Origin of the sequence: Inquilinus limosus DSM 16000, from assembly GCF_000423185.1 — a bacterium.
Classification (GTDB): domain Bacteria; phylum Pseudomonadota; class Alphaproteobacteria; order DSM-16000; family Inquilinaceae; genus Inquilinus; species Inquilinus limosus.
The window spans coordinates 355,473-379,045 of sequence record NZ_AUHM01000005.1; the positions used below are offsets into that span (position 1 = coordinate 355,473).

Genomic DNA, 23,573 nt, shown 5'->3' on the forward strand with positions numbered 1-23,573 from the left:
CGGGAACGGTCCGCACCGAGCCGTATCCGGCCGTCGGCACTTCACTGCTGACAACCGGCTGCCGCGCCCCCGACCCGAAACGGGGACAAGCGGCCGACGGGCTACCGGCGGGAGTCAATGAAGGAGTCCGAGCGGATGATCGCGAGCATGCGGTGTCGGACTCCCGTTCCGCCGATCGTCTTCAAGACAGACAGGCTCTGGAGAACGACGATGACGGCCACGATTACCGCCTTTGAACGCTCGCCCGATCGCGGCAAGGGGCTGGCGCGCGACATGCGCGTCCGCTGGGCGCTGGAAGAAGTGGGCCAGCCTTACGACGTCCGTCTTCTTTCGTTCAAGGCGATGAAGGAGCCCGCGCATCTCGCGCTGCATCCGTTCGGGCAGATCCCGACCTATGAGGACGGCGATCTCGCCCTGTTCGAGTCGGGGGCGATCGTGCTCCATATCGCCGAGCGCCACGGGGGCCTGCTGCCGGACGACGCGAATGCCCGGGCGCGCGCGATCGCGTGGATGTTCGCCGCGCTCGACACGGTGGAGCCGCCGATCTTCGACCGCGCCCTCGCCAGGATCCTCGAGCGCGACGAGCCCTGGTACGAGCAGCGCCTGCGATTCCTCGAAGACAGCATCCGGACACGGCTGGGCCACCTGTCCCGCCGTCTCGGCGATGCCGACTGGCTCGACGGCGCGTTCAGCGCCGGCGACCTGCTGATGGTGACGGTGCTGCGCCGGCTGCAGGGATCGGACCTGCTGGAGGACTATCCGAACCTCTCCGCCTATGTCGCCCGCGGCGAAGCGCGGCCTGCCTACAAGCGTGCCTTCGCCGCCCAGCTGGCGGTGTTCACGGCCGCATCGGCCGGCTGACGACGGCCGCTCCGAGCGCGAACGGCTCGGCCGGGCGCCGGATCAGGCCGGCGTTGGCCCCGGCCGCGGCAACCCCCTCCCCGTGCCCCTCCCGCGAGGCTGGGGCATCTACAGATCTTCGGGGCGCAGTTTCCTTTGCCTCTCCTGCTTGCGGGAGAGGCCGGACATCCGGAGGATGTCCGGGTGAGGGGATGGCGGCGCTGCCGAAAGCACAGCCTTGCGGCGGGCGAGCACATGACCTGCCCTTGTCCTGAAACGCTGGCCCTGGTGTCGCAGCGCACAGAAGCCGGATGTCGACCGGCAGCCGCGGCAGCGAGAAGCCGCCCGGGCTCGGCTCGGGCTCCGGCTCGGCGCCGCCGGCGGGCAGGCGGTCGACCGTCACGGTGCCGGCCTCGACCGCGTCGATCCGCAGGGTGCGGCGCAGCAGCGCCGCCGGGCTCCAGGCCAGCCGCGCCCAGTCGACCGTGATCATCTTGCCGGCCGGATCGGACACGGCGACGTCGCGCACGGTCATGTCGAAGGGCACGAAGCCCTCGATCGCGCCGACCGAGACCTGCATCTCGGGCGAGCTCGCCAGGCTGCCGGCCTGGTCGGCGATCAGGCGCTTGCCCGGTCCGGTCTGCGCCGCCGCGAAGACGATCAGCAGCAGCGCGACGGGCAGGCCGATGGCGACCGCGAGGAGGATGAGGAGGATGCGCAATGCCCGCATCAGAAGGCCTGCCCGATGCTGATGTAGAGCTGAAAGCTGTCGTCGCTCTTGCGCTTGTTCAGCGGGAAGGCGACGTCGGCCCGGATCGGCCCGATGCCGGTGTAATAGCGGGCACCCAGACCGGCTGCGTACTGGATGTCGCTGTTGAAGTCGGGGAAGCTCTCCTCATAGACGCCGCCGGCGTCGAAGAAGGGCACGATGCCGATCGTGTCGGTGATCTTGTAGCGCAGCTCCAGGCTGCCGATGATCGAGCTCAGGCCCCCGGTCGGGTTGTCGTGCTCGTCCAGCGGGCCGATGCTCTGATACTTGTAGCCGCGCACGCTGCCGCCGCCGCCGGCATAGAGCCGCTTGTCGGGCGGCACCTCGTCCAGGGTCGGGCCGGCGATGCTGCTGATGCCCAGCTGCCCGGCGAGGACGATGTCGCCGTCGCCGCCCGACAGGTCGAGATAGGCCGATCCCAGCGCCTTGGTCACGATCATGTCGACCGAGGAGCCGAGGAAGGTGGGGTAGGGGGTGAAGGACACCGAGGCGCGGTAGCCCTTGGTCGGGTTCAGCAGGTTGTCGGTGGTGTCGATCTTGGCGCCCAGCGGGATGCCGACGAAGGTGTAGTCCCACTCGCCCTGTTCGTTCTCGACATGGCCGGTCTCGAAGCTGAGGCCGGCCAGAAGATCGATCTGCTTGGTGTAATGGTATGTGGCGATGCCCTGCACCGTGCCGCGGGTGCTGGTGTAGGCGTCCAGCACCTCGCGCACCGCTTCGGCCTTGGCGTCGAGGGTGGTCTTGCGGTCCAGGAAGCCCGGCACCTTCAGGCTGACGCCGAACTTGAAGTTCGGCTCGGCCGCCTCGTTGTAGCCGAGGCCGCTGACCTCGCCGTCGATCCGCAGCTGCTCGGCCCCGCCCCAGAGGTTGCGGTGGCCCCAATAGGCGTTGACTCCGGCGCCGTAATTGGTCTCGTACTTGGCGCCGAAGCCGATGAAGCGCAGCGGCCGCTCCTTCACCGCGATGGTCACCGGGACATTGCCCTGGGCGTCGACCTGGTCGGCGGTGGTGACGCGGACATTGCCGAACACGCCGAGATCGGCCAGGTCCTTGCGCAGGTCCTGGATCTGCTCCGGCGAATAGGTCTGGCCGGTGACGAAGGGCACGCGGCTGAGGATGAAGCTCTCGTCGACCGTCTCCTCGCCCTCCACCGTGACCTGGCCGAAGCCGGCCTTGGGCCCCGGATCCAGAACCTCGGTCAGGTCCATGGTCCGGTCGGCGTGGTCGACCACCGCGTCGCGCGACGGCACCTTGGCCAGCGGATAGCCTTGGTCGTTCATCTGCGCCACCATCGCCCCCTCGGCGCTGAGGATGGTCGCCGACAGCGCCGGTTGGCCGGGGTCGAGGCCGAGTGGGGCCCGGTCGATCGTCACCGGCAGCTGCTCCGACCCCGTGGTGTCGGTCAGCCGCACGGTCTTGAACTTATAAGATGGACCGAGATCGATCCTGATCGAGACCTTGACCGGATCCTTGCTCTGCCGCGCCGTCAGCCGGTCGATCAGCCCCGGATCGTCCAGGTCCACGCCGTCGATGGTGATATGGACCTCGCCGCCGTAGTAAGAGAGGGCGCCGAGCGCGCCGTACAGCCGGTCGCGGTCCGCCAGCGCCCGGCGGACCAGCCCGACCGGGCCGGACGGCGGGCTGGACTGCAGCTTCAGCAGGTTGGAGGCGCCGGTCAGGGCCGCGGTCGCGTTCTCGTCCGGGATCGGCTCCAGCGTCGCCGTGTAAGGCAGCTCGCCGGGCAGCGGCGTCGCCTCGGCCGGCGCGTCGCCGTCGGTGGCCGGCTCGTCCTGGGCCAGCAGCCCTGCCGATGGAATCAATGCGGCGAGGAGGCCGAGCCACCCGATCCTGCCCAGTCTTGCCCGCAATCCCGCGCTCCCCCTTACGCAGCACGCGCGGACGTGCCCGCCGCTCGCGCTTCGGTTGTACCGTGATGGGAACACATACCACGCGCGTTTCGTTGCCTTAAATTCTCTCTCGACTTTTCAACGATTTGCCGGGCCCGGCTTGCACTCGGCGCGGATCTGCCTATATTGCGCTGCAACGGCGGCTGGGGCGTTGCAAGGCGACCCGTCCGCCGTCCTTTGTTTTGCCCGCACGCCTCCCGCCCTCCCGCCCCTTGGACGGACCATGGATATCCGGAACATCGCCATCATCGCCCATGTCGATCATGGCAAGACCACCCTGATCGACGTGCTGCTGCGCCAGTCCGGGGCCTTCCGCGAGAACCAGCAGGTCGCCGAGCGGGTGATGGACTCGAACGACCTGGAGCGCGAGCGCGGCATCACCATCCTGGCGAAATGCACCTCGCTGGTGTGGAAGGGCGTGCGCATCAACATCGTCGACACGCCGGGCCATGCCGATTTCGGCGGCGAGGTCGAGCGCATCCTGAACATGGTCGACGGCGTGGTGGTGCTGGTCGATTCGGCCGAGGGGCCGCTGCCGCAGACCAAGTTCGTCACCGGCAAGGCGCTGAAGCTGGGCCTGCGGCCGATCGTGCTGATCAACAAGTGCGACCGGCCCGACGCCCGCCCGCACCAGGTGCATGACGAGGTGTTCGACCTGTTCGCCGCGCTCGACGCGAATGACGAGCAGCTCGACTTCCCGACCCTGTTCTCCTCGGCCAAGCAGGGCTGGGCGGCGGAGAGCCTGGAGGCGGAGCGGACCGACATGGCGCCGCTGTTCGACTTGGTCGTCAAGCATGTGCCGGCGCCGAAGGTGGAAGCCGACCAGCCGTTCCGCATGCTGGCGACGACGGTCGAGGCCAACCCCTATCTCGGCCGGGTGCTGACCGGCCGCGTCCTGTCCGGCACGGTCAGGCCGAACATGGCGGTCAAGGCCCTGTCGCGCAGCGGCGAGACGATCGAGACCGGCCGGATCAGCCGTGTGCTGGCCTTCCGCGGCATCGAACGGCAACCGATCGAGGCCGGCGAGGCCGGCGACATCGTCGCCATCGCCGGGCTGGAGACGGCGACCGTCGCCGACACCATCTGCGATCCGTCGGTGACCGAGCCGCTGGCGGCTCAGCCGATCGACCCGCCGACCATCGCCATGACCTTCTCGGTCAATGACAGCCCGCTGGCCGGCACCGAGGGCGACAAGGTCACCAGCCGCGTCATCCGCGCCCGCCTGTTCCGCGAGGCCGAGGGCAATGTCGCGCTCCGGATCACCGAGACCGCCGAGAAGGATGCCTTCGAGGTCGCCGGCCGCGGCGAGCTGCAGCTCGGCATCCTGATCGAGACCATGCGCCGCGAGGGCTTCGAGTTGTCGATCAGCCGGCCGCGCGTGGTGTTCAAGAAGGACGAGGCCGGCCAACTGCTGGAGCCGATCGAGGAGGTCACGATCGACGTCGACGAGGAGCATTCCGGCGTCGTCGTGCAGAAGCTGTCCGAGCGCAAGGGCGAGCTGCTGGAGATGCGGCCCTCCGGCGGCGGCAAGCAGCGCCTCGTCATGCTGGTGCCGACCCGCGGCCTGATCGGCTATCAGGGCGAGTTCCTGACCGACACCCGCGGCACCGGCGTCCTGAACCGGATCTTCCACGGCTATGCCCCGCACAAGGGCGCGATCGCGTCGCGCCACACCGGCGTGCTGATCTCCAACGCCCAGGGCGAGGCGGTGGCCTATGCTCTGTGGAACCTGGAGGATCGCGGGCCGATGCTGATCGAGCCGCAGGCCAAGGTCTATCAGGGCATGATCATCGGCGAGCACACCCGCGGCAACGACCTCGAGGTCAATGTGCTGAAGGGCAAGCAGCTGACCAACATCCGCGCCGCCGGCAAGGACGAGGCGGTGCGCCTGACCCCGCCGATCCAGATGACGCTGGAGCGGGCGCTGACCTACATCAACGACGACGAGCTGGTCGAGGTCACGCCGAAGACCATCCGCCTGCGCAAGCAGATCCTCGACCCGAACGAGCGCAAGAAGATCGAGCGGCAGAGGAAAGAGGCGGTGTGAGCGCGGATCAGGTCGAAACGCCCGATCCTCGTGGTGGCGCCGCGGTGGGCGCGGGCGTCCGCGGAGCCCGCCGTTCCGCGGCGGCGATCGTGCCGCGGATCGCCTCGGCTGCGGTGGCCTGGAGAGCCTTCCAGTCCTTCGGCGTTCCGCGGATCGAGAGATTCACGACAAAAACCGTCAGCAACTCCTGGCCGACGACGGTCATACCCATGACGAGTCGGAGGTCCCCCTGGACTCTCTGCGCCGGGCCGTCGGCTGGGCCGGTATAGGAAATGATCCCGCCATTGTAGACGGCATCGGCATCTGCCCCGAGATAACGCAGATCGCTGAGCGTCATCCGGCCCGGCCGGCCGGCATACTTCTCGCGGGCGGGGGGAATGATCCGCTCGCTCAGCACCGCCGTAACCTTCGGATTGGCCATCATCGCCAGGAACAGCTGGCGGTCCGTGTCGAGTTCGTCGGCAGGCGACGACGGCATCGGCGAGGCCAGGAAGGCCAGCCTGTCGGCATTGATCGCCGGAGCTCCCCTCCGGACGATCGGCTCATCGCATGGGCGGAAGATGCCGAGGAGCCGATTGGATTCGGTGGGCTGGTCTAGGAACTGCTGCCGAAGCTTGAAGCCGAGCGCATCCGCCTCATCCGATAGACAGTAGCCCCTTGGTGCTATCGGCTGGAGGGAGGCAGTCTGCGGCGAGACTGCGGCGACCATATGGGTGGGCACTGTTGGGACAATGCTTCGAGGCGCCTGGTCGGCACACGCCGAAAGGGCCGCGAGAAGGACGGCCAGTCCGAACAACCGCATCGTGAAATCTCCCTCGCAATCGGGGAAGCCTAGCGCGGCGGCGACCCGACGGCGAGCCGGATTCCGCTCAGCCAGGCAGCGGCTCCAACCGCCACTTGCCGCCCTGGCGGGCCAGGCGGGGCTGCAGCCAAGCCAGCGCCTCGCGCAGCGCCTCCTCCACGCCCCAGGGCAGGTTGACCAGGACGAGGCCGGAGCCGTTGAGGCGGGCCGGGAACAGCGTGTTGAACACGGTCAGCTCGGCCACCCAGGCGCGGGGCAGGGGCGGCAGCGCCGCTAGCATGGTATCGACCGGCGGCCGGTCCTTGATCGGATACCAGCCGGCGATCACCCCCTCCGGCCAGCGCCGATGCGCCGTGGCGATGCCGCGGGCCAGGCGCGCCAGCTCGTCCGCCCGCTCATAGGACGGGTCGAGCAGCAGCAGGCCGCGCCGCGGCTGCGGCGGCAGCAGGCCCCGCAGCGCCTCCCAGGCATCGCGGCGATGGATCGCGACCTGGCCGTCGCCGGCGAATTCGGCGCGCAGCGTCGCGTGGTCCTCCGGATGCAGCTCGATCAGGGTCAGCCGGTCCTCCGGCCGCATCAGCGCCCGGACCAGCCGCGGCGACCCGGGATAGATCTCGAGCCGGCCGGACGGGTTGAAGCCGCGGACCAGCTCGAGATAGCGGGCGACCGTGGCCGGCGCCTCTGGCGCCCGCTCGATCCGGGCGATGCCGTCGACATATTCTCCGGTCTTCGCCGCCTCAGCGGCCAGGACGTAGCGGCCGATGCCGGCATGGAGGTCGAGGGCGGAGAAGGGCTTGTCCTTGCCGCGCAGCGCCTCCAGCAGCGTCACCAGCACCACGTGCTTGACGACGTCGGCGTGGTTGCCGGCGTGGAAGGCGTGGCGATAGTTCATGCCGCTTGCAGCACCGCGACCCAGCCGGGCAGCGGCACCTTCTTCTCGGTGCGGGTCCAGGCGGACTCGATCTCGATTACGGCGAAGCCGGCGCCGGCCGCGGCCGCGCGGACATAGCCGGCGGAGTGCTGGTAGCGGTGGTGGTCGCCCAGGCGCCAGCCCTCGCCGTCGGCGCCGTCATGCGCCTCCAGGGTCAGGGCGAGCAGGCCGCCAGGCCGCAGCACCCGGCGGGTCGCGCCGAAGAGCGGCGCGAGATCGCCGATATAGACCGCGACATCGGCGGCCAGGGCCAGGTCGTACCGGATCGGCCAATCGGCCAGGGCGGCGACGATCTCGCCCGGCTCCAGCCGGTCGTACAGCTTCCGCGCCATCGCCTGCAGGATCATGCCGGGCGACAGGTCGATGCCGTCCAGCCGGCGGCGGCGGTCGGCGAAAGCGAGGCCGGCCAGGCCGGTGCCGCAGCCGAGATCGAGGATGTCGAGGCTTCCTTCCGGTGCTGCCCGGTCGACGGCGCGGCGCAGCAGCTCCGGCCCGCGGTAGCGCAGGGCCTCGACCAGCGCCGCGTCGAAGCGCGGGGCGTACTGGTCGAACAGGGTGCGGACATGTGCTTCGGGCAACTGAGCCGGCACCGGCGCGGCGCCGATCAGCGCCAGCCGCACCGCGGCGCCCATGCGGTCGTCCGGGTCCAGCTCCAGCGTGGCGCGATAGGCCGCGGCGGCGTCGCCGCCGGCCGCTTCCAGCGCCTGGCCCAGGGCGTAGTGGCTCTCGATATCGCCGGGGTCGATCTCGATCGCGGCGCGGATGGCGTCCGCGGCCTCGGCCGGCTGGCCCTCCGCCAGCAGGGCAAGGCCGATCTCCAGGCGCCGGCGCGCCCGCGGGTCGGGGGTGGGAAAGGGCAGTGTCATGGGATGAAACGTCCGAAGCGCCGCGGCCGTGCCGCGGTCGCGCGCGGGCTTATAGCCGAAGCGCCCCCGGATCGTCGAGAGGGGGACTTCGGTCTCTAGGCGGTGGTCGGGTAGATGAAGCCGTCCGCCTCGTAGACGCCGCCATAGGCGCCGGTGTCGGGGTTCCAGAAGCGCACCGCGGTCCAGTCGTTGTCGGCGGAGACGTCGATCACCGACTGCTCGCGGTAGATCCGGCGCCGGGTCGGCCCGTCATTGCCCCAATTGGTGTGCGACACGGTGATCTCGCGCGAATTGCGCACCGAGACCACGACCGAGATGTGGCCGGCGCTCAGCCGATCCGACCGCCCCAGCACCAGCACGGCGCCGGAGCGCGGTGCGCTGCCCTTGCCGTAGACCCCGTCGGCCTGGTCCCACCAGGTCCAGGCGTCGCCCCGGATCTGGATGCCGGAGACGGCGCGGGCATAGGGCACGCATTCTTCCGGCGCGTTGGCGGTGACATAGCGGGCGACGCCGGTTCCGGTCGGGTTGCGAACGATGTCGGGCCCGCCGCCGCAGGCGGCGAGGGCCAGCGCGGCCGACAGCACCCAGGCACGTCGCGGCATGCTCGTTCTCAACCGAAAGCTCAGAAATCCACCCCAATGCGTTGGAATATAGATGTTTTTAGGAATGGGGTCAAGGTCGAGGCGAAGCGGTGGGAGCGCGAGTTTTCGAGACGGTAGAGAGACGTCTCGGCCACCCCGCTTGACATCCCGTCCCCGGGCGCGCTCTGATCGGGGTGTTCCGAGGGGAGCTCCGGTAGGGAGCTGAGACACCACACCATTCGCGACGTGGGAACCCTTCGAACCTGATCCGGGTCGTGCCGGCGTAGGGAATGGAACCACATGCGCGCTCAGCCGCCTTCTTTCCAGCTTTCCGTCCTTGGCACGCCCTCAATCCGTTCGATCGAGGAGGACGCGGATGCCCAAGGACATCATCCCTACAACCGTCACCACCGGCCCGCTGCCGGCGTCGCGCAAGATCCATGTGCCCGGCGAGCGTCACCCCGACCTGCGCGTCGCGATGCGCGAGATCGCGCTGTCGCCGGAATCGGGCGAACCGCCGCTCCGGGTCTATGACGCCTCCGGCCCCTACACCGACCCGGCGGCGCTGATCGACATCGGCGCCGGCCTGCCGGCCCTGCGCGCCGGCTGGGTCGCCGCCCGCGGCGACGTCGAGGCCTATGACGGCCGCGCCGTGCGGCCGGAGGACGACGGCCGCCGCCCCGGCGAAGCGGCGAATCTGTTCGAGTTCCCGCGCGGTGACCGGCGGCCGTTGCGGGCCCGCGGCGGCACGGCGGTGACCCAGATGGCCTATGCCCGCGCCGGCATCGTCACGCCGGAGATGGAATATGTCGCGATCCGCGAGACTCTCGGCCGCGAGCGCCTCAGGGACCAGGCGGCGCGCGACGGCGAGAGCTTCGGCGCCGCGATCCCGGACTACGTCACGCCGGAATTCGTGCGCGACGAGGTCGCGCGGGGGCGAGCGATCATCCCCTCCAACATCAACCACCCGGAATCCGAGCCGATGATCATCGGCCGCAACTTCCTGGTGAAGGTGAACGCCAATATCGGCAACTCCGCCGTCACCTCCTCGATCGCGGAGGAGGTGGAGAAGATGGTGTGGGCGATCCGCTGGGGCGCCGACACGGTGATGGACCTGTCGACCGGCCGCAACATCCACACCACCCGGGAATGGATCCTGCGCAATTCCCCGGTGCCGATCGGCACGGTGCCGATCTACCAGGCGCTGGAGAAGGTCGGCGGCGTCGCCGAGGACCTGACCTGGGAGATCTTCCGCGACACGCTGATCGAGCAGGCGGAGCAGGGGGTGGACTATTTCACCATCCACGCCGGGGTGCGGCTGCCCTATATCCCGCTGACGGCGAAGCGGGTCACCGGCATCGTCAGCCGCGGCGGCTCGATCATGGCGAAATGGTGCCTGGCGCACCACCGCGAGAGCTTCCTCTACACCCATTTCCGCGAGATCTGCGCGATCATGCGGGCCTATGACGTGGCCTTCTCGCTGGGCGACGGGCTGCGCCCCGGCTCGATCGCCGACGCCAACGACGCGGCCCAGTTCGCCGAGCTGGAGACACTGGGCGAGCTGACCAAGATCGCCTGGGAGCACGACGTCCAGGTGATGATCGAAGGCCCCGGCCATGTGCCGATGCACAAGATCAAGGCCAATATGGACAAGCAGCTCGCCGCCTGCGGCGAGGCGCCGTTCTACACGCTGGGCCCCCTCACCACCGACATCGCGCCGGGCTACGACCACATCACCTCCGGCATCGGCGCCGCGATGATCGGCTGGTTCGGCACCGCGATGCTCTGCTACGTCACGCCGAAGGAGCATCTCGGCCTGCCGAACCGCGACGACGTCAAGACCGGCGTCATCACCTACAAGATCGCGGCCCATGCCGCCGACCTGGCCAAGGGCCATCCGGCGGCGCAGGCACGCGACGACGCCCTGTCCCGCGCCCGGTTCGAGTTCCGCTGGCGCGACCAGTTCAACCTGTCGCTCGACCCGGACACGGCGCTCGCCTTTCATGACGAGACGCTGCCGGCCGAAGGCGCCAAGACGGCGCATTTCTGCTCGATGTGCGGGCCGAAATTCTGCTCGATGAAGATCACGCAGGAGATCCGGGCCACCGCCGAGGCGGGGATGGCCGAGATGGCGACGCGGTTCCGCGAGGGCGGCGGGCAGATCTACCGCGCGGCCGAGTGACCGCAGCCGGCGTTCCGTGCGGACCGAGATGAAAATCATTCTTGGTCCGCACGGGGACGACCGGTATAGGACTCGCAGCGGAATTTCACCGCTGGCGGCCCGGGACGGATCCGTTCCGGGCCGCCGTCGACGGCGTGCAGCGCTCGGCGCGAGGAGATTTTGATGGCAGCCCTTTCCGAACACGCGGCCAAGGCCGGCCTGATGACCCGGTTCCTGCTGCAGCGCCGGTTCCGGCGCGTCGCCTGGCGGGACTGGGTGGCCGACCGGATCGCCAGCCGGGTCGGGCGCGGCCCGATCTCCGGCTCGCCGCAGGCCCAGGCCGCGGCCGCAGCCCTCGACACCGACGGCTTCGCCATGACGCCGTGGCTGATGACGCCGGAGAGGGTCGAGGAGATGCGGCGCTATTTCGCCGGACATCCGTCCTTCAATCCCTACAAGCCCGAGCACGGCACCTTCCAGGCGCCGGAGCAGGCTCCGGCCGGCACCCATATCGCGCATTTCCGGCCCGATGTGGTGGTGAACGCGCCGCATGCCTTCGCCATCGCCAACGATCCGGCGGTGCTGGAGGCGGTGCAGGGCGCCCTCGGCTGCAAGCCGACGATCAGCTACATGGCCGCCTGGTGGTCGATCGCCGGGCACGAGCAGGGGCAGCACGCCGAGCTGTTCCACCGCGACTATGACGACTGGCGCTTCATCAAGCTGTTCGTCTACCTGACCGATGTCGATGCCGGGGCCGGGCCGCACATCTATGTCCGCGGCTCGCACCGCGAGGACCGGCTGATGCCGATCCGCCGCTATTCCGACGCCGAGGTCGAGACCGCCTTCGGGCGCGAGCGCTTCGTCCAGTTCGAGGGGGCGGCCGGCACCAGCTTCCTGGAGAACACCTTCGGCCTGCATCGCGGCCTGCCGGCGCGGCAGACGCCGCGGCTGATCTTCCAGGTGGTCTACTGCCAGGGCCCGATCCTGTACGGCCCGCTGCGCCCGATCGTCGAGGCCGGCCGGGTGGCCCAGGGCCTGACGCTCGACCCGCACATCAACCGCGTCTATCTCCGGGCCTGATCGAGGGTTGGCCTATGGAGCCATGTGGATGGGCCGGGGCCACCCTCTCACCCGAAATCGCTGACGCGATTTCGACCTCTCCCCGGGGAGAGGTAAACGGGGGCGCTCCTTTTCCCTCTCCTTGGGAGAGGGAGGGCATCTACAGATCTTCGGGGCGCAGTTTCCTTTGCCTCTCCCGCTTGCGGGAGAGGACATCCGGAGGATGTCCGGGTGAGGGGATGGCGGCGCTGCCGAAAGCACAGCCTTGCGGCGGGCGAGCACATGACCTGCCCTTGTCCTGAAACGCTGGCCCTGGTGTCGCAGCCGGGTCGCCCTCACCCGGTCTCGCTGCGCGAGCCCGACCTCTCCCGCAAGCGGGAGAGGCAATCTGTTCGTATGCTCGCTGCCTCGCCCTGCCCACCGATGTGTAGATGCCCTAGTTGGGGAGAGGGAGGGGCCCGACGCCGAAGGCGGCGGGAGGGTGAGGGGGATCGGACCGCGCCACGGGAGCGGACATGGCGTTCACCATGAACCTCGCCCGGGTGAGGGCGATGAGCGGGCAGGCGATGCTGTTCCTGCTCGCCTTCGCCCTCGGCAAGGGCTCGGCCTTCTTCGGACCGCTGCTGCTGTCGCAGATCATGACCGTGCAGGATTACGGCACGGCCGAGCTCGGGCTCAGCATCGGCCTCATCGCGGCGCAGCTGCTCAGCCTCGGCGTGCCGGGCGCGATCCCGCAGCTGGTGCTGATCCGCAAGGACGACCATGTCCTCGACCTGCTGTTCTTCGTCACCGCCTCGATCGGCCTGATCGGCCTGGGATTCGCCGCGATCGCCTATGCCGTCTCGGGCCCGCTGTTGCATGTCTTCGCCGGCGTCGCCATCGCCGGCGCCGGGGCGCAGCTCACCGCCAGCGTGTTCTACCGGGCCAAGGGGCGCCGCTTCGGCATCCTGGTGGCGGACAATCTGGCGCTCTACGTCTTCCTGATCGTCGGCGCGCTGGTCTTCGCGGCCCTGCGGCAGGTGCCGCTGTGGGCGGTGATCATCGGCTGCGGCGCCGTCTCGCTGGGGCTCACCCTGTTCGCCCTGGCCGGCCTGGTGCGCACCATCCGGCCCCGCTTCCTGGCCGCCCATGTCGATGCCCGGAAGATGGGCTTCTTCATGATGGTGAATTCGCTGGTCTATTTCGCCATCGTCAGCAGCTCGCGCATCCTGGTCGGCTGGTTCCTGTCGGTCGAGGCGGTCTCGATCTACTCCGTCTGCCTCCGCACCGCGGCGGCGATCTTCCTGGTGCACCAGCTCGTCACCACCGTCCACTTCGCCAAGCTCTACGAATCCTCCGCCGGGTGGTTCGACCGCTACTACCTGAAGCTGCTGGCGGTCACGATGGCCGGCGCGGCGGTGATCCTGGCCGGCTTCGAGCTGTTCGGCGACAGGCTGCTGCCGGCCTGGACCGCCTATTTCCCGCAGATGTCGCAGCTGTTGCCCATCGTCTGCATGCAGACGATCTGGTGGGTGTCGCTGGCCCAGGTCGAGCTGCGGATCAACCGGGCCCTGATCTCGCGGCAGGCGACGATGTGGCTGCTGACCAGCGCGGCGCTGATGGTCGCCGCCCTGGCGGTGCTGCAGGCGTTCGGCCTGCTGACGCTGCCGGTCGCGGCCCTGGTCTTCGCCTGCACCCTGTTCGTGGCGCTGCAGGCGCAGTTGGCCCTGCTGTGGCGGCATGGCGAGGCACTGCCGCGGATGCGGATCGCCCTGTTCGCGCCGCTGGTGTTCCTGATCCCGGCGTGGCTGCTGGCGTAACGCTCTACGGTTCCCGCTTGGCGCCGCTGGCCCACAGCCGGCGCAGCTGCTCGACGAAGCCCTGGCTCTCCTGCAGCGCGCCGAAGAACTGGGCATCGGCCTCGCGCACCCGCGGCATGGCCGCGTTCAGCACCTCGGCGCCCTTGGCGGTGACCCTGAGCTGCCGGGCCCGGCTGTCGGTCGGGTGCGGCGCCCGGGCGATGAAGCCGCCGGCCTCCAGCGACCGCACCACCTGGCTGGTCATCATCGCGTCGGTCTTGCAGAAGGCGGCGAGCCGGGCCTGGGTGACGTCGTTCTCCTTCCGGCTCAGCCAGGCGAGGCCGGCCAGAAGCACGAACTGGACATGGGTCAGGCCGAGGGGCTCGAGGGTCGATCGCTGCAGCCGCTGCCACTGATTGGCCACCTGCCACAGCAGGAAGCCGGGGCTGTTCTCGGGGCGCAGGGTGCGCGAGAGGGTGTCCCAGTCCAATGCCACGTGCCGCGTTCCGCTTGAAATTTCGCTGAACCTAGGCGCGCAGACGAAGGGCATCAAGCCGGATGGTCACGGTCCCGGGTGAAACTCGGTGTCCACCAGCCCGAACAGCAAGTGATCCCGCCAGTCGCCGTCGATCTTGAGATAGGCTCGGGCATAGCCCTCGCGGGTGAAGCCGAGCCGGGTCAGCAGCCGCTGGCTGGCCTCGTTGTGCGGCAGGCAGGCCGCCTCGATTCGGTGCAGGCCGAGCTGGTTGAAGCCGAAGGCGACCGCCGCCGCGGTCGCGTCGGTCATCAGCCCCTGCCGGGCGAACCGCTCGCCGATCCAGTAGCCGATCGAGGCCGACTGCGCGACGCCTCGGCGGACATTGGAGAAGCCGATGCCGCCGACCAGCTGCCGGCTCTCGCGCTCGAAGATCAGGAAGCCGTAGCCCTCGTCCTGCCGCCATTCGTAGATCTGGCGGCGCAGCCGGCGCAGATAGGCGGCGCGGCTCAGCGCGTCCTCCGGCCAAGTCGGCTCCCACGGCGTCAGGAAGGACCGGCTCTCGCCGCGCAGCGTCACCCAGGCGCGCCAGTCGCGCAGCCGCGGCGGCCGCAGGAAGGTGCGCCGGCCCTCGATCCGGACCGGCGGAAGGGTGCCGAGCCCCGTCCGGAAGAAGCCGATCACCGCCGCCCCGCTCAACGCCGTCAGCCGACCCGGGCCCGGATCGCGTCGTAGCTCTCGAGCTGTCCGACCGGCCCGAGCGCCGCCAGGGTGGGGGCCGTGCGGAACAGGCGCTCGGCGACCCGGCGCACCGCGGCGCCGTCGACCGCGTCGATCCGCGCCACCACCTCCTCCGGCGGCACCGGGCGGCCGAAGATCAGCATCTGCTGGCCCAGCTGCTCGGCCCGCGCCATGGTCGATTCCAGGCTCATCAGCAGCCCGGCCTTGATCTGGGCACGGGCGCGGGCGACCTCGTCCTCCGCCACATCCTCCGTCACCCGGCCGATCTCGCCGCACAGCACCGGCATCAGCTCGCGCACCTCGGTCTCGCCGGTGCCGGCATAGATGCCGAACAGCCCGCCGTCCTGATAGGCGCTGGTGAAGGAGTAGATCGAATAGACCAGGCCGCGCTTCTCGCGGATCTCCTGGAACAGGCGCGAGGACATGCCGCCGCCGAGCAGGGTCGACAGCACCGAGCCGGCGTAGAAATCCGGATCGGCATAGGCGAGGCCCGGGAAGCCCAGCACCAGGTGCAGCTGCTCCAGGTCGCGCTCCTCGCGGTGCTCGCCGCCACGATAGGCAGCGGGGGCGGTGCGCGCCTCGGCCTTGGCCGGCAGGGCGGTGAACAGCCGCTCGGCCTGTTCGGCCAGCCGGTCGTGGTCGATGTTGCCGGAGGCGACCAGCACCATGGTTTCGGCGCCGTAGTTGCGGCCGATATAGCCGGCGATCGCCTCGCGCGGCAGCGACCCGACGATCTCGGCCGTGCCCAGCACCGGCCAGCCGATCGGCTGGTCCGGGAAGGCGGCCTCCTGGAACTGGTCGAAGATTATGTCGTCCGGCGTGTCGATCGCCTGGCCGATCTCCTGCAGCACCACGGCGCGCTCGCGCCCCAGCTCGGTCTCGTCGAACACCGAGTTCTGCAGGATGTCGGCGAGGATATCGAGCGCCAGCGGCGCGTCCTGCTTCAGTATGCGTGCGTAATAGGCCGTGTTCTCGCGGCTGGTATAGGCGTTGAGATGGCCGCCCACGGCCTCGATCTCCTGGGCGATGTCCTGGGCGTTGCGCCGGCGCGTGCCCTTGAACGCCATGTGCTCCAGCAGATGGGCGACGCCGTTGACCTCGGCGGTCTCGTGCCGCGTGCCGGCCCCGACCCAGAGGCCGACGCAGGCGCTCTCGACCGTGCCGATCGGGTCGGTGACGACGCGCAGGCCGTTCGACAGGGTGCTCTGCCGGACCGGCATCATCGCGGCCCCCCGTTGGTGCGGGCCTGGCGGACGAAGCCTTCGACGGCGGCGAGGTCGTTGGCCAGCACGGTCAGCCGCTCCTCCCGCTCGAACAGGTCGGCGAGATGCGGCGGCAGGGGCGGGCGCCAGCCGGTGGCGCGCTCGACCGCGTCCGGGAACTTGGCGGGATGGGCGGTGGCGGCGACCACCATCGGGATGCCGCGGCCGGCCGGGTTGGCGCGGGCGGCGGCCAGGCCGCAGGCGGTGTGCGGGTCGATGGTCTGGCCGGTCTTCGCGCGCGTCTCGGCGATGACCGCGAGCGTGCCCTCGTCGTCCAGGCGGTGGCTGGCGAACAGCTCGGTCGCGGTCCGGTGCATCGCCGGGGTCACGGCGAAGCGGCCGGTGCCGCGGAACTCCGCCATCAGCGCGCCCAGCCGCTCGGCGTCGCGGTCGCACAGCTCGAACAGCAGCCGCTCGAAATTGGAGGAGATCTGGATGTCCATCGACGGGCTCAAGGTCGGCACCACGCCGTCCATCCGCATCTCGCCCGACTTGAAGAAGCGGTCGAGGATGTCGTTGCGGTTCGACCCGACCACCAGCCTGGCGATCGGCAGGCCCATGCGCCGCGCGGCATAGGCGGCGAGGACGTTGCCGAAATTGCCAGTCGGCACGGCGAAAGCCACCGGCCGGTCCGGCGCGCCGAGGGCCAGGGCGGCGGCGGCGTAGTACACGATCTGGGCCATGATCCGGGCCCAGTTGATCGAGTTCACCGCCGAGAGATGCATCTCGTCGCGGAAGGCGGCGTCGGCGAACATCGCCTTCACCAGGTCCTGGCAGTCGTCGAAGCTGCCCTTCAGCGCGACGTTGCGGACATTGGGCGACAGCACCGTGGTCATCTGCCGGCGCTGCACCTCGGAGGTGCGGCCCTCGGGATGCAGGATGACGATGTCGACCGCGGCGCGGTCGCGGCAGGCCTCGATGGCGGCGGAGCCGGTATCGCCCGAGGTGGCGCCGACGATCATCACCCTTTCGCCGCGCTTGGTCAGCACATGGTCGAACAGCCGGCCCAGCAGCTGCAGAGCGTAGTCCTTGAAGGCGATGGTGGGCCCGTGGAACAGCTCCAGCAGCCACAGGTCGTGGTCGATCTGGACCAGCGGCGCCACCGCCGGATGGTCGAAGCCGGCATAGGTCTCGGCCGCCAGCGCCCCCAGCTCCTGCCGGGTCAGCGATCCCTCGACGAAGGGCAGCATCACCTCGGTCGCCAGCTCGGCATAGGACAGACCGCGCAGCCGCCGCCACTCCTCGGCCGAACGGGTGGGCCAGGTCTCGGGCAGGTACAGCCCGCCGTCGCGGGCGAGGCCGGCCAGCAGCACGTCGTCGAAGGCAAGGGCGGGGGCGTTCCCCCGGGTGCTGATATAGCGCACCGCGGCATTCTCCAGGACAGAAGCGGCGTACCCTAGGGCCTGGGCGGATACCGCGCAAGCCGGCCGGCCGCGGCCACGGGAGGCGGAGTCGCATCCCAGCCCGGCGGCTTTGGCACGGCGGTTGCGTCGGATGTCCCGGGGCACGAAGCCGGGAAAGGAATCACGGGATTGCAGGCCGATCTGCCGGCAAGCGCGCCGGCCGCTGCCCTCGAATTGGGCATCGCGTCCCGATCCGGCTCGACCCGGAGCGAAACTCGCGCAATCATCCGGGCGGGAGGCAACACATCGCGCCGGCGGAGACCGGACGGGCGCGCTTTCGATCGCCCGGTCCCGGCCGGCCCTGCTCGGCTCCCCGCAACCAAGAACCGAACGAGAGGCAGCGATGGCGGATGTGAGACAGAGAGGCAGACGGCGATCCCTGGCCCTGGCGGCGCCCGCGCCGCTGCGATGGGCCGCGGCCGGTCTTCTGGTGGGGGCGGCCATCCTGGCGGCCTCCGCCACGGCGCGGGCGGAGACCGTGTTCCGCTTCGCCTTCCAGGGCAACCTGAACACGCTGGACTCGTACCAGTACAACGAGACCTTCACCACGGCGACGATGAGCAACGTCTATGAGGGGCTCACGCGGCGCGACAAGGACATGAAGATCGAGCCGGCCCTGGCGACGGGCTGGGAGGTGACCGACGACGGGCTGCGCTGGCGCATCCATCTGCGCGAAGGCGTCAAGTTCCAGAACGGCAACCCGTTCACCGCCGACGACGTGCTGTATTCGCTCGACCGGCTGCGCGCCCCGGGCTCGGACATCAAGGGCCGCGTCCCCTCGGACATGAAGGCGGTGAAGGTCGACGACCATACGGTCGACTTCGTCCTGACGAAACCCAACCCGCTGCTGAACGGCACCTGGGATTCCTGGCCGATCTTCGACAAGGAGTGGTCGGAGGCGAACAACGCCTTGGCGCCGTCCTCCACGGCCGACAAGAACCCGGGCTATGCGGTGCTGCACGCCAACGGCACCGGCCCCTTCATGGTCGAAAGCCATGAGATCGGGGTGAAGACGGTGTTCGTGCGCAACCCGAACTGGTGGGGCAAGCCGGAGGGCAACATCGACCGGGTCGAGTTCACGCCGATCGCGTCCTCGGCCACCCGCGTCGCCGCGCTCCTGTCCGGCCAGGTCGACTGGGTGGATCCGGTGCCGGTGCAGGACCAGGACCGGGTCGCCAACAATCCCGACACCGCGCTGCTGACCGCGCCCGAGTTGCGCACCATCTTCCTCGGCCTGGACCAGAGCCGCGACGAGCTGCTGTATTCCAGCGTCAAGGGCAAGAACCCGTTCAAGGACCGGCGGGTGCGCCTGGCCTTCTATCAGGGGATCAACGAGGACGCGATCGCCCAGCGCATCATGCGCGGCCAGGCGACGCCGACGGCGCTGATGATCTCGCCCAAGCTGTTCGACCGGGCCGGCGAGTTCAAGCGGCACCCCTATGATCCGGAGGCGGCGAAGAAGCTGCTGGCCGAGGCCGGCTATCCGGACGGGTTCGAGGTCACGCTGGACTGCCCGAACGACCGCTACGTCAATGACGAGGCGATCTGCCAGGCGGTGGTGTCGATGCTGGCCCGGATCGGCGTGAAGGTGACGCTGAACGCCCAGCCGCGCGCCAAGCACTTCACCCAGATCGGCGAGGCCGGCGGCCACAGCACCAGCTTCTATCTGCTGGGCTGGACCCCGGACGGCTACGATTCGCTCAGCGTCTTCAACAACCTGGTGCGCTGCCGGGCGCCCGGAGTCGCCGTCTCGAACGACGGCGGCTACTGCAACCCCAAGGTCGACGCGCTGGTCGACGCCTTCTCGGTCGAAGGCGACAAGGCCAAGCGCGACGACCTGATCGCCCAGGCCTACGACATCCTGCTGAACCAGGATGTCGGCTATCTGCCGCTGCACCAGCAGGCGCTGTCCTGGGGCGTGTCGAAGAAGTTCACCGTGGTCCAGCGGCCGGACAACTGGCTGATCTTCGACTGGATCAAGAAGAACTAGCGGTCCCGCCGGGCGGCGGCGGCGAGCCGCCGCCCGTCATCCCAACGGCAGCAACGGCAGCGGGGTGCGATGCTGGCCTTCATCCTGACGCGCGTGGCGCAGGCGGTCCTGGTGATGCTGGTGGTGGCCCTGCTGGCCTTCACCATGTTCCGCTTCGTCGGCGACCCGATCAACCAGATGGTCGGGCAGGAGACCACCGAGGCGGAGCGCGAGGCGCTGCGCGAGAGCCTGGGCCTGAACGACCCGGTGATCGTCCAGTTCGCGCGCTATGCCGGCCATGCCGCGCAGTTCGACTTCGGCAACTCCTACCAGTTCAAGCAGCCGGTCTCGGACCTGATCGGCGAACGCGCGCCGGCGACGCTGGAGCTGGCGCTGACCTCCGCCCTGCTGGCGCTGCTGGTCGGCGTGCCGATGGGCGTGTTCACCGGCCTCTATCCCAACCGGTGGGTCTCGCGCCTGTTCCTCGGCGCCTCGCTGGTCGGGGTGTCGCTGCCGACCTTCCTGATCGGCATCCTGCTGATCTTCGTGTTCTCGGTCGAGCTCGGCTGGCTGCCCTCCTTCGGCCGCGGCGAAGTGGTGCGGCTGGGCTGGTGGAGCACCGGCTTCCTTACCCTGTCCGGCATCCGCTCGCTGATCCTGCCGGCGATTACGCTCGGCCTGTTCCAGATGACGCTGATCATGCGGCTGGTGCGCGGCGAGATGCTGGAGGTGATGCGCACCGACTTCATCCGCTTCGCCCGCGCCCGCGGCCTGACCGACCGGGCGATCCATTTCGGCCATGCGCTGAAGAACACGCTGATCCCGGTCATCACCATCACCGGGCTGCAGCTCGGCTCGATCATCGCCTTCGCCATCATCACCGAGCAGGTGTTCCAGTGGCCGGGCATGGGCCTCCTGTTCATCCAGGCGGTGGCCAATGTCGACATCCCGATCATGGCCGCCTACCTGCTGCTCAGCGCCTTCATCTTCGTCACCATCAACCTGGTGGTCGACATCCTCTACGCCGTGGTCGACCCGCGGATCCGCGTCGGGGCGGGGACCTGAGCGATGCGGCGCCTCCTCGACAGCGATCTCGCCTGGCGCTTCAGCCGCTCGCCGCTCGCCATCCTCGCCCTGCTGGTCACGCTGCTGATGGCCGCCGGGGCCGTGCTGGCGCCGCTGATCGCGCCGCAGGACCCGTTCGACCCGGCCAGCCTCGATCTGATGAACTCGCTGATCCCGCCGGCCTTCGAGGCGCAGGGCGACCCGCAATTCCCGCTCGGCACCGACGACCAGGGGCGCGACCTGTTCTCGGCCATCCTCTACGGCACCCGGATCTCCCTCATGGTGGGCTTCGCCGGGGTGGCTCTCGCCATGCTGATCGGCGTCACCCTGGGCCTGGTCGCCGGCTATCACGGCGGCTGGCTGGGCGCCGTGATCATGCGTGTCGCCGACGTGCAGCTGACCTTCCCGGCGATCCTGATCGCGCTGCTGATCAACGGCATCGCCCTGGCGCTGGTCGGCAAGGGCGGCGGCACCGATGTTCAGATCGGGGTGATCGTCGTCGCCATCGGCCTGTCCTACTGGGTGCAGTACGCCCGCACCGTGCGCGGCTCCACCCTGGTCGAATCGCGCAAGGAATACGTCCAGGCGGCCCGGCTGATCGGCCTGTCCGACTGGACCATCATGTTCCGCCACGTGCTGCCGAACGTGACGGGCCCGGTGCTGGTGATCGCCACCATCAACCTGGCGCTGGCGATCATCACCGAGGCGACCTTGTCCTTCCTCGGCGTCGGGGTGCCGTCGACCTCGCCCTCGCTGGGCACGCTGATCAACATCGGCAACCGCTTCCTGTTCTCGGGCGAGTGGTGGATCACGATCTTCCCCGGCGCGGCGCTGGCGGTGCTGGCGCTGTCGGTCAACCTGCTGGGCGACTGGCTGCGCGACGCCCTGAACCCGAAGCTGCGGTGAGGGCCATGACCGAACCGACCCTCAGCGTCCGCGACCTCAAGGTCCAGTTCCGCACCCGGCGCGGCCTCTTGACCGCGATCGACGGCGTCTCCTTCGACATCGCGCCCGGCGAGGTGCTGGGCGTGGTCGGCGAATCCGGGGCCGGCAAATCGATCACCGGCACCGCGGTGATCGGGCTGATCGACCCGCCCGGCCGCATCGCCGGCGGCGAGATCCGCCTGAAGGGAGAGCGCATCGACAATCTCAGGCCCGAGGCGATGCGGCGGATCCGCGGCCGGCGCATCGGCATGATCTTCCAGGACCCGCTGACCAGCCTGAACCCGCTCTACACCGTCGGCCGGCAGCTGACCGAGACCATCACCACCCATCTGCCGCTCGGCCGCGACGGCGCCCGTCGCCGCGCCATCGCCCTCTTGGAGGAGGTCGGCATCCCGGCGGCGGCGGAGCGGATCGACAGCTATCCGCACGAATTCTCCGGCGGCATGCGCCAGCGCGTGGTCATCGCCCTGGCCTTGGCGGCGGAGCCGGAGCTGGTGATCGCGGACGAGCCGACCACGGCGCTCGACGTCTCGGTCCAGGCCCAGGTGATCGCGGTGCTGAAGCGGCTGTGCCGGGAGCGCGGCACGGCGGTGATGCTGATCACCCACGACATGGGCGTGATCGCCGAGACCGCCGATCGGGTGGCGGTGATGTATGCCGGCCGGATCGCCGAGATCGGCCCGGTGCGGACCGTGATCAAGCAGCCACACCACCCCTACACCCGCGGGCTGATGGGCTCGATCCCGACGGTCGCGACCGATGCGGACCGGCTGCAGCAGATTCCGGGCGCCATGCCGCGGCTGGACGCGATCCCGGCCGGCTGCGCCTTCCATCCGCGCTGCACCGCGTCCTTCGACCGCTGCCGGCGGGACCGGCCGGAGCTGATGGCGGCCGGACAGGGGGCGGCGGCCTGCTGGCTGGCCGAGGGGGTTCGCACATGACGACGAAGACGCTGGTCGAGGCGGTCGGGCTCAGCCGGCGGTTCGACCTGTCCAGGCCCTGGCTGGCGCGGCTCCTGGACCGCTCGCCCCGGCTGACGCTGAAGGCGGTGCAGGATGTCAGCTTCGCCATCGCCCGGGGCGAGACCCTGGCCCTCGTCGGCGAATCCGGCTCCGGCAAATCGACCATCGCCCGCATGGCGGTGGGCCTCCTGCCGCCCAGCGACGGCGCGGTGCTGATCGACGGCATCGACCTGTCGGACCCGGCCAAGAAGCCGCAGCTGCAGAAGCTGCGGCGGCGGATCCAGATGATCTTCCAGGATCCCTATGCCAGCCTGAACCCGCGCTGGCGGGTCGACCGCATCGTGGCCGAGCCGATCCGCGCCTTCCGTCTGGCCTCGTCGCCGGCCGAGACCGCCGAGCGGGTGGCGGAGCTGCTGCGGCGGGTCGGGCTCGATCCCCGCGACGGGCGCAAGTTCCCGCACGAATTCTCCGGCGGCCAGCGGCAGCGCATCTGCATCGCCCGGGCCCTGGCGTCGGAGCCGGAGTTCATCGTCTGCGACGAGCCGACCTCGGCGCTCGACGTCTCGGTCCAGGCCCAGATCCTGAACCTGATGCGCGACCTGCAGGACCAGTTCGGCCTGACCTATCTGTTCATCAGCCACAACCTGGCGGTGGTCCGGCACATGGCCAGCCGGATCGGCGTCGTCTATCTCGGGCGGATGGTCGAGCTGGCGCCGGCCCGGTCGCTGTTCCGGGCGCCGCGGCACCCCTACACCAGGATGCTGCTCGACGCCCTGCCGGACCTGGAGATGACCGGTCGGCCGCGCAAGATGGTGGAAGGCGAGATCCCGAGCCCGATCGCACCGCCGCCGGGCTGCCCGTTCCATCCGCGCTGCCCGCTGGCGAACGACCGCTGCCGGAGCGAGGTGCCCCGGCCGCTCGCCGCCGGCGACGCCCTGGTCGCCTGCCACGCGGTGGAGGAGGGGCGGGACCAGGTGGCGGCGCCCATGCGCATGAGCGTGTAGCCCTTT

Annotated in this window: 20 protein-coding genes and 1 riboswitch; of the genes, 10 read left to right on the plus strand and 10 right to left on the minus strand. The window is 69.7% G+C overall.

Annotated features, from left to right (window positions below):
- Positions 1-117 precede the first annotated feature (117 nt).
- The gene (locus G537_RS0109020) at positions 118-861 is read left to right on the plus strand and encodes a glutathione S-transferase family protein (RefSeq protein WP_211230335.1); all 744 of its coding nucleotides are present in this window, start codon (positions 118-120) and stop codon (positions 859-861) included.
- Here the strand turns inward: G537_RS0109020 and G537_RS0109025 are convergent.
- Together G537_RS0109025 and G537_RS0109030 are read right to left on the minus strand one after the other, a co-directional pair.
- Positions 839-1,570 (minus strand): hypothetical protein, encoded by a 732-nt coding sequence (locus G537_RS0109025; protein ID WP_155888551.1) that lies wholly within the window; start codon positions 1,568-1,570, stop codon positions 839-841. The genes G537_RS0109020 and G537_RS0109025 overlap by 23 nt on opposite strands.
- Complete coding sequence (locus G537_RS0109030; protein WP_155888552.1) at positions 1,570-3,477, minus strand: autotransporter assembly complex protein TamA; 1,908 nt, start codon at positions 3,475-3,477, stop codon at positions 1,570-1,572. The genes G537_RS0109025 and G537_RS0109030 overlap by 1 nt, the downstream gene beginning before the upstream one ends.
- A gap of 262 nt (positions 3,478-3,739) precedes the next feature.
- On the opposite strand from G537_RS0109030, the gene typA reads away from it, so the two are divergent.
- Entirely contained in the window at positions 3,740-5,563 is a 1,824-nt protein-coding gene (gene typA / locus G537_RS0109035; RefSeq protein WP_026869843.1) for a translational GTPase TypA, read from the plus strand.
- 7 nt (positions 5,564-5,570) lie between these two features.
- On the opposite strand, the gene G537_RS0109040 is transcribed toward typA, so the two are convergent.
- The 4 genes from G537_RS0109040 to G537_RS0109055 all read right to left on the minus strand — a co-directional run bounded on the left by G537_RS0109040 (position 5,571) and on the right by G537_RS0109055 (position 8,764).
- Entirely contained in the window at positions 5,571-6,365 is a 795-nt protein-coding gene (locus G537_RS0109040; RefSeq protein ID WP_026869844.1) for a hypothetical protein, read from the minus strand.
- Between the two features lie 67 nt (positions 6,366-6,432).
- Positions 6,433-7,257, minus strand: a complete 825-nt coding sequence (locus tag G537_RS0109045) for a 23S rRNA (adenine(2030)-N(6))-methyltransferase RlmJ (protein WP_026869845.1) — start codon at positions 7,255-7,257, stop codon at positions 6,433-6,435.
- Positions 7,254-8,162 carry a class I SAM-dependent DNA methyltransferase gene (locus G537_RS0109050; RefSeq protein ID WP_026869846.1) on the minus strand — a complete coding sequence of 303 codons (909 nt, stop codon included), beginning with the start codon at positions 8,160-8,162 and terminating at the stop codon, positions 7,254-7,256. The genes G537_RS0109045 and G537_RS0109050 overlap by 4 nt, the downstream gene beginning before the upstream one ends.
- A gap of 95 nt (positions 8,163-8,257) precedes the next feature.
- Positions 8,258-8,764, minus strand: a complete 507-nt coding sequence (locus G537_RS0109055; protein WP_034851047.1) for a CHAP domain-containing protein — start codon at positions 8,762-8,764, stop codon at positions 8,258-8,260.
- Positions 8,765-8,935: 171 nt separating this feature from the next.
- Positions 8,936-9,051, plus strand: a riboswitch (TPP riboswitch).
- 68 nt (positions 9,052-9,119) lie between these two features.
- Between G537_RS0109055 and thiC the strand changes: the two genes are divergently transcribed.
- The 3 genes from thiC to G537_RS0109070 all read left to right on the plus strand — a co-directional run bounded on the left by thiC (position 9,120) and on the right by G537_RS0109070 (position 13,762).
- Positions 9,120-10,925 carry a phosphomethylpyrimidine synthase ThiC gene (thiC, locus tag G537_RS0109060; protein WP_026869848.1) on the plus strand — a complete coding sequence of 602 codons (1,806 nt, stop codon included), beginning with the start codon at positions 9,120-9,122 and terminating at the stop codon, positions 10,923-10,925.
- Positions 10,926-11,087: 162 nt separating this feature from the next.
- Positions 11,088-11,984, plus strand: coding sequence for a phytanoyl-CoA dioxygenase family protein (locus G537_RS37100; protein WP_051248216.1), 897 nt, complete (start codon positions 11,088-11,090; stop codon positions 11,982-11,984).
- 494 nt (positions 11,985-12,478) lie between these two features.
- Positions 12,479-13,762: a lipopolysaccharide biosynthesis protein gene (locus G537_RS0109070; RefSeq protein ID WP_026869849.1), complete on the plus strand. Its 1,284-nt coding sequence runs from the start codon at positions 12,479-12,481 to the stop codon at positions 13,760-13,762.
- A 4-nt stretch (positions 13,763-13,766) separates the two neighbouring features.
- On the opposite strand, the gene G537_RS0109075 is transcribed toward G537_RS0109070, so the two are convergent.
- The 4 genes from G537_RS0109075 to thrC form a co-directional block, all read right to left on the minus strand.
- On the minus strand, positions 13,767-14,237 hold the full coding sequence (locus G537_RS0109075) for a MarR family winged helix-turn-helix transcriptional regulator (protein ID WP_081991322.1): 471 nt from the start codon (positions 14,235-14,237) through the stop codon (positions 13,767-13,769).
- A 66-nt stretch (positions 14,238-14,303) separates the two neighbouring features.
- A complete protein-coding gene (locus tag G537_RS37105; protein ID WP_034851165.1) occupies positions 14,304-14,900 on the minus strand; it encodes a GNAT family N-acetyltransferase in 597 nt (198 codons plus the stop codon).
- Positions 14,901-14,920: 20 nt separating this feature from the next.
- Entirely contained in the window at positions 14,921-16,180 is a 1,260-nt protein-coding gene (locus G537_RS0109085; protein ID WP_026869851.1) for a M16 family metallopeptidase, read from the minus strand.
- The gene (gene thrC, locus G537_RS0109090; protein ID WP_026869852.1) at positions 16,177-17,583 is read right to left on the minus strand and encodes a threonine synthase; all 1,407 of its coding nucleotides are present in this window, start codon (positions 17,581-17,583) and stop codon (positions 16,177-16,179) included. The genes G537_RS0109085 and thrC overlap by 4 nt, the downstream gene beginning before the upstream one ends.
- A gap of 382 nt (positions 17,584-17,965) precedes the next feature.
- Between thrC and G537_RS0109095 the strand changes: the two genes are divergently transcribed.
- The 5 genes from G537_RS0109095 to G537_RS37110 all read left to right on the plus strand — a co-directional run bounded on the left by G537_RS0109095 (position 17,966) and on the right by G537_RS37110 (position 23,567).
- Positions 17,966-19,612 carry an ABC transporter substrate-binding protein gene (locus G537_RS0109095; protein ID WP_081688695.1) on the plus strand — a complete coding sequence of 549 codons (1,647 nt, stop codon included), beginning with the start codon at positions 17,966-17,968 and terminating at the stop codon, positions 19,610-19,612.
- 69 nt (positions 19,613-19,681) lie between these two features.
- Positions 19,682-20,656: an ABC transporter permease gene (locus G537_RS0109100; RefSeq protein ID WP_026869854.1), complete on the plus strand. Its 975-nt coding sequence runs from the start codon at positions 19,682-19,684 to the stop codon at positions 20,654-20,656.
- Between the two features lie 3 nt (positions 20,657-20,659).
- Complete coding sequence (locus G537_RS0109105; RefSeq protein ID WP_026869855.1) at positions 20,660-21,562, plus strand: ABC transporter permease; 903 nt, start codon at positions 20,660-20,662, stop codon at positions 21,560-21,562.
- 5 nt (positions 21,563-21,567) lie between these two features.
- On the plus strand, positions 21,568-22,542 hold the full coding sequence (locus G537_RS0109110) for an ABC transporter ATP-binding protein (RefSeq protein ID WP_026869856.1): 975 nt from the start codon (positions 21,568-21,570) through the stop codon (positions 22,540-22,542).
- Positions 22,539-23,567, plus strand: coding sequence for an ABC transporter ATP-binding protein (locus G537_RS37110; protein WP_034851049.1), 1,029 nt, complete (start codon positions 22,539-22,541; stop codon positions 23,565-23,567). The genes G537_RS0109110 and G537_RS37110 overlap by 4 nt, the downstream gene beginning before the upstream one ends.
- The last annotated feature ends 6 nt before the right edge of the window (positions 23,568-23,573 follow it).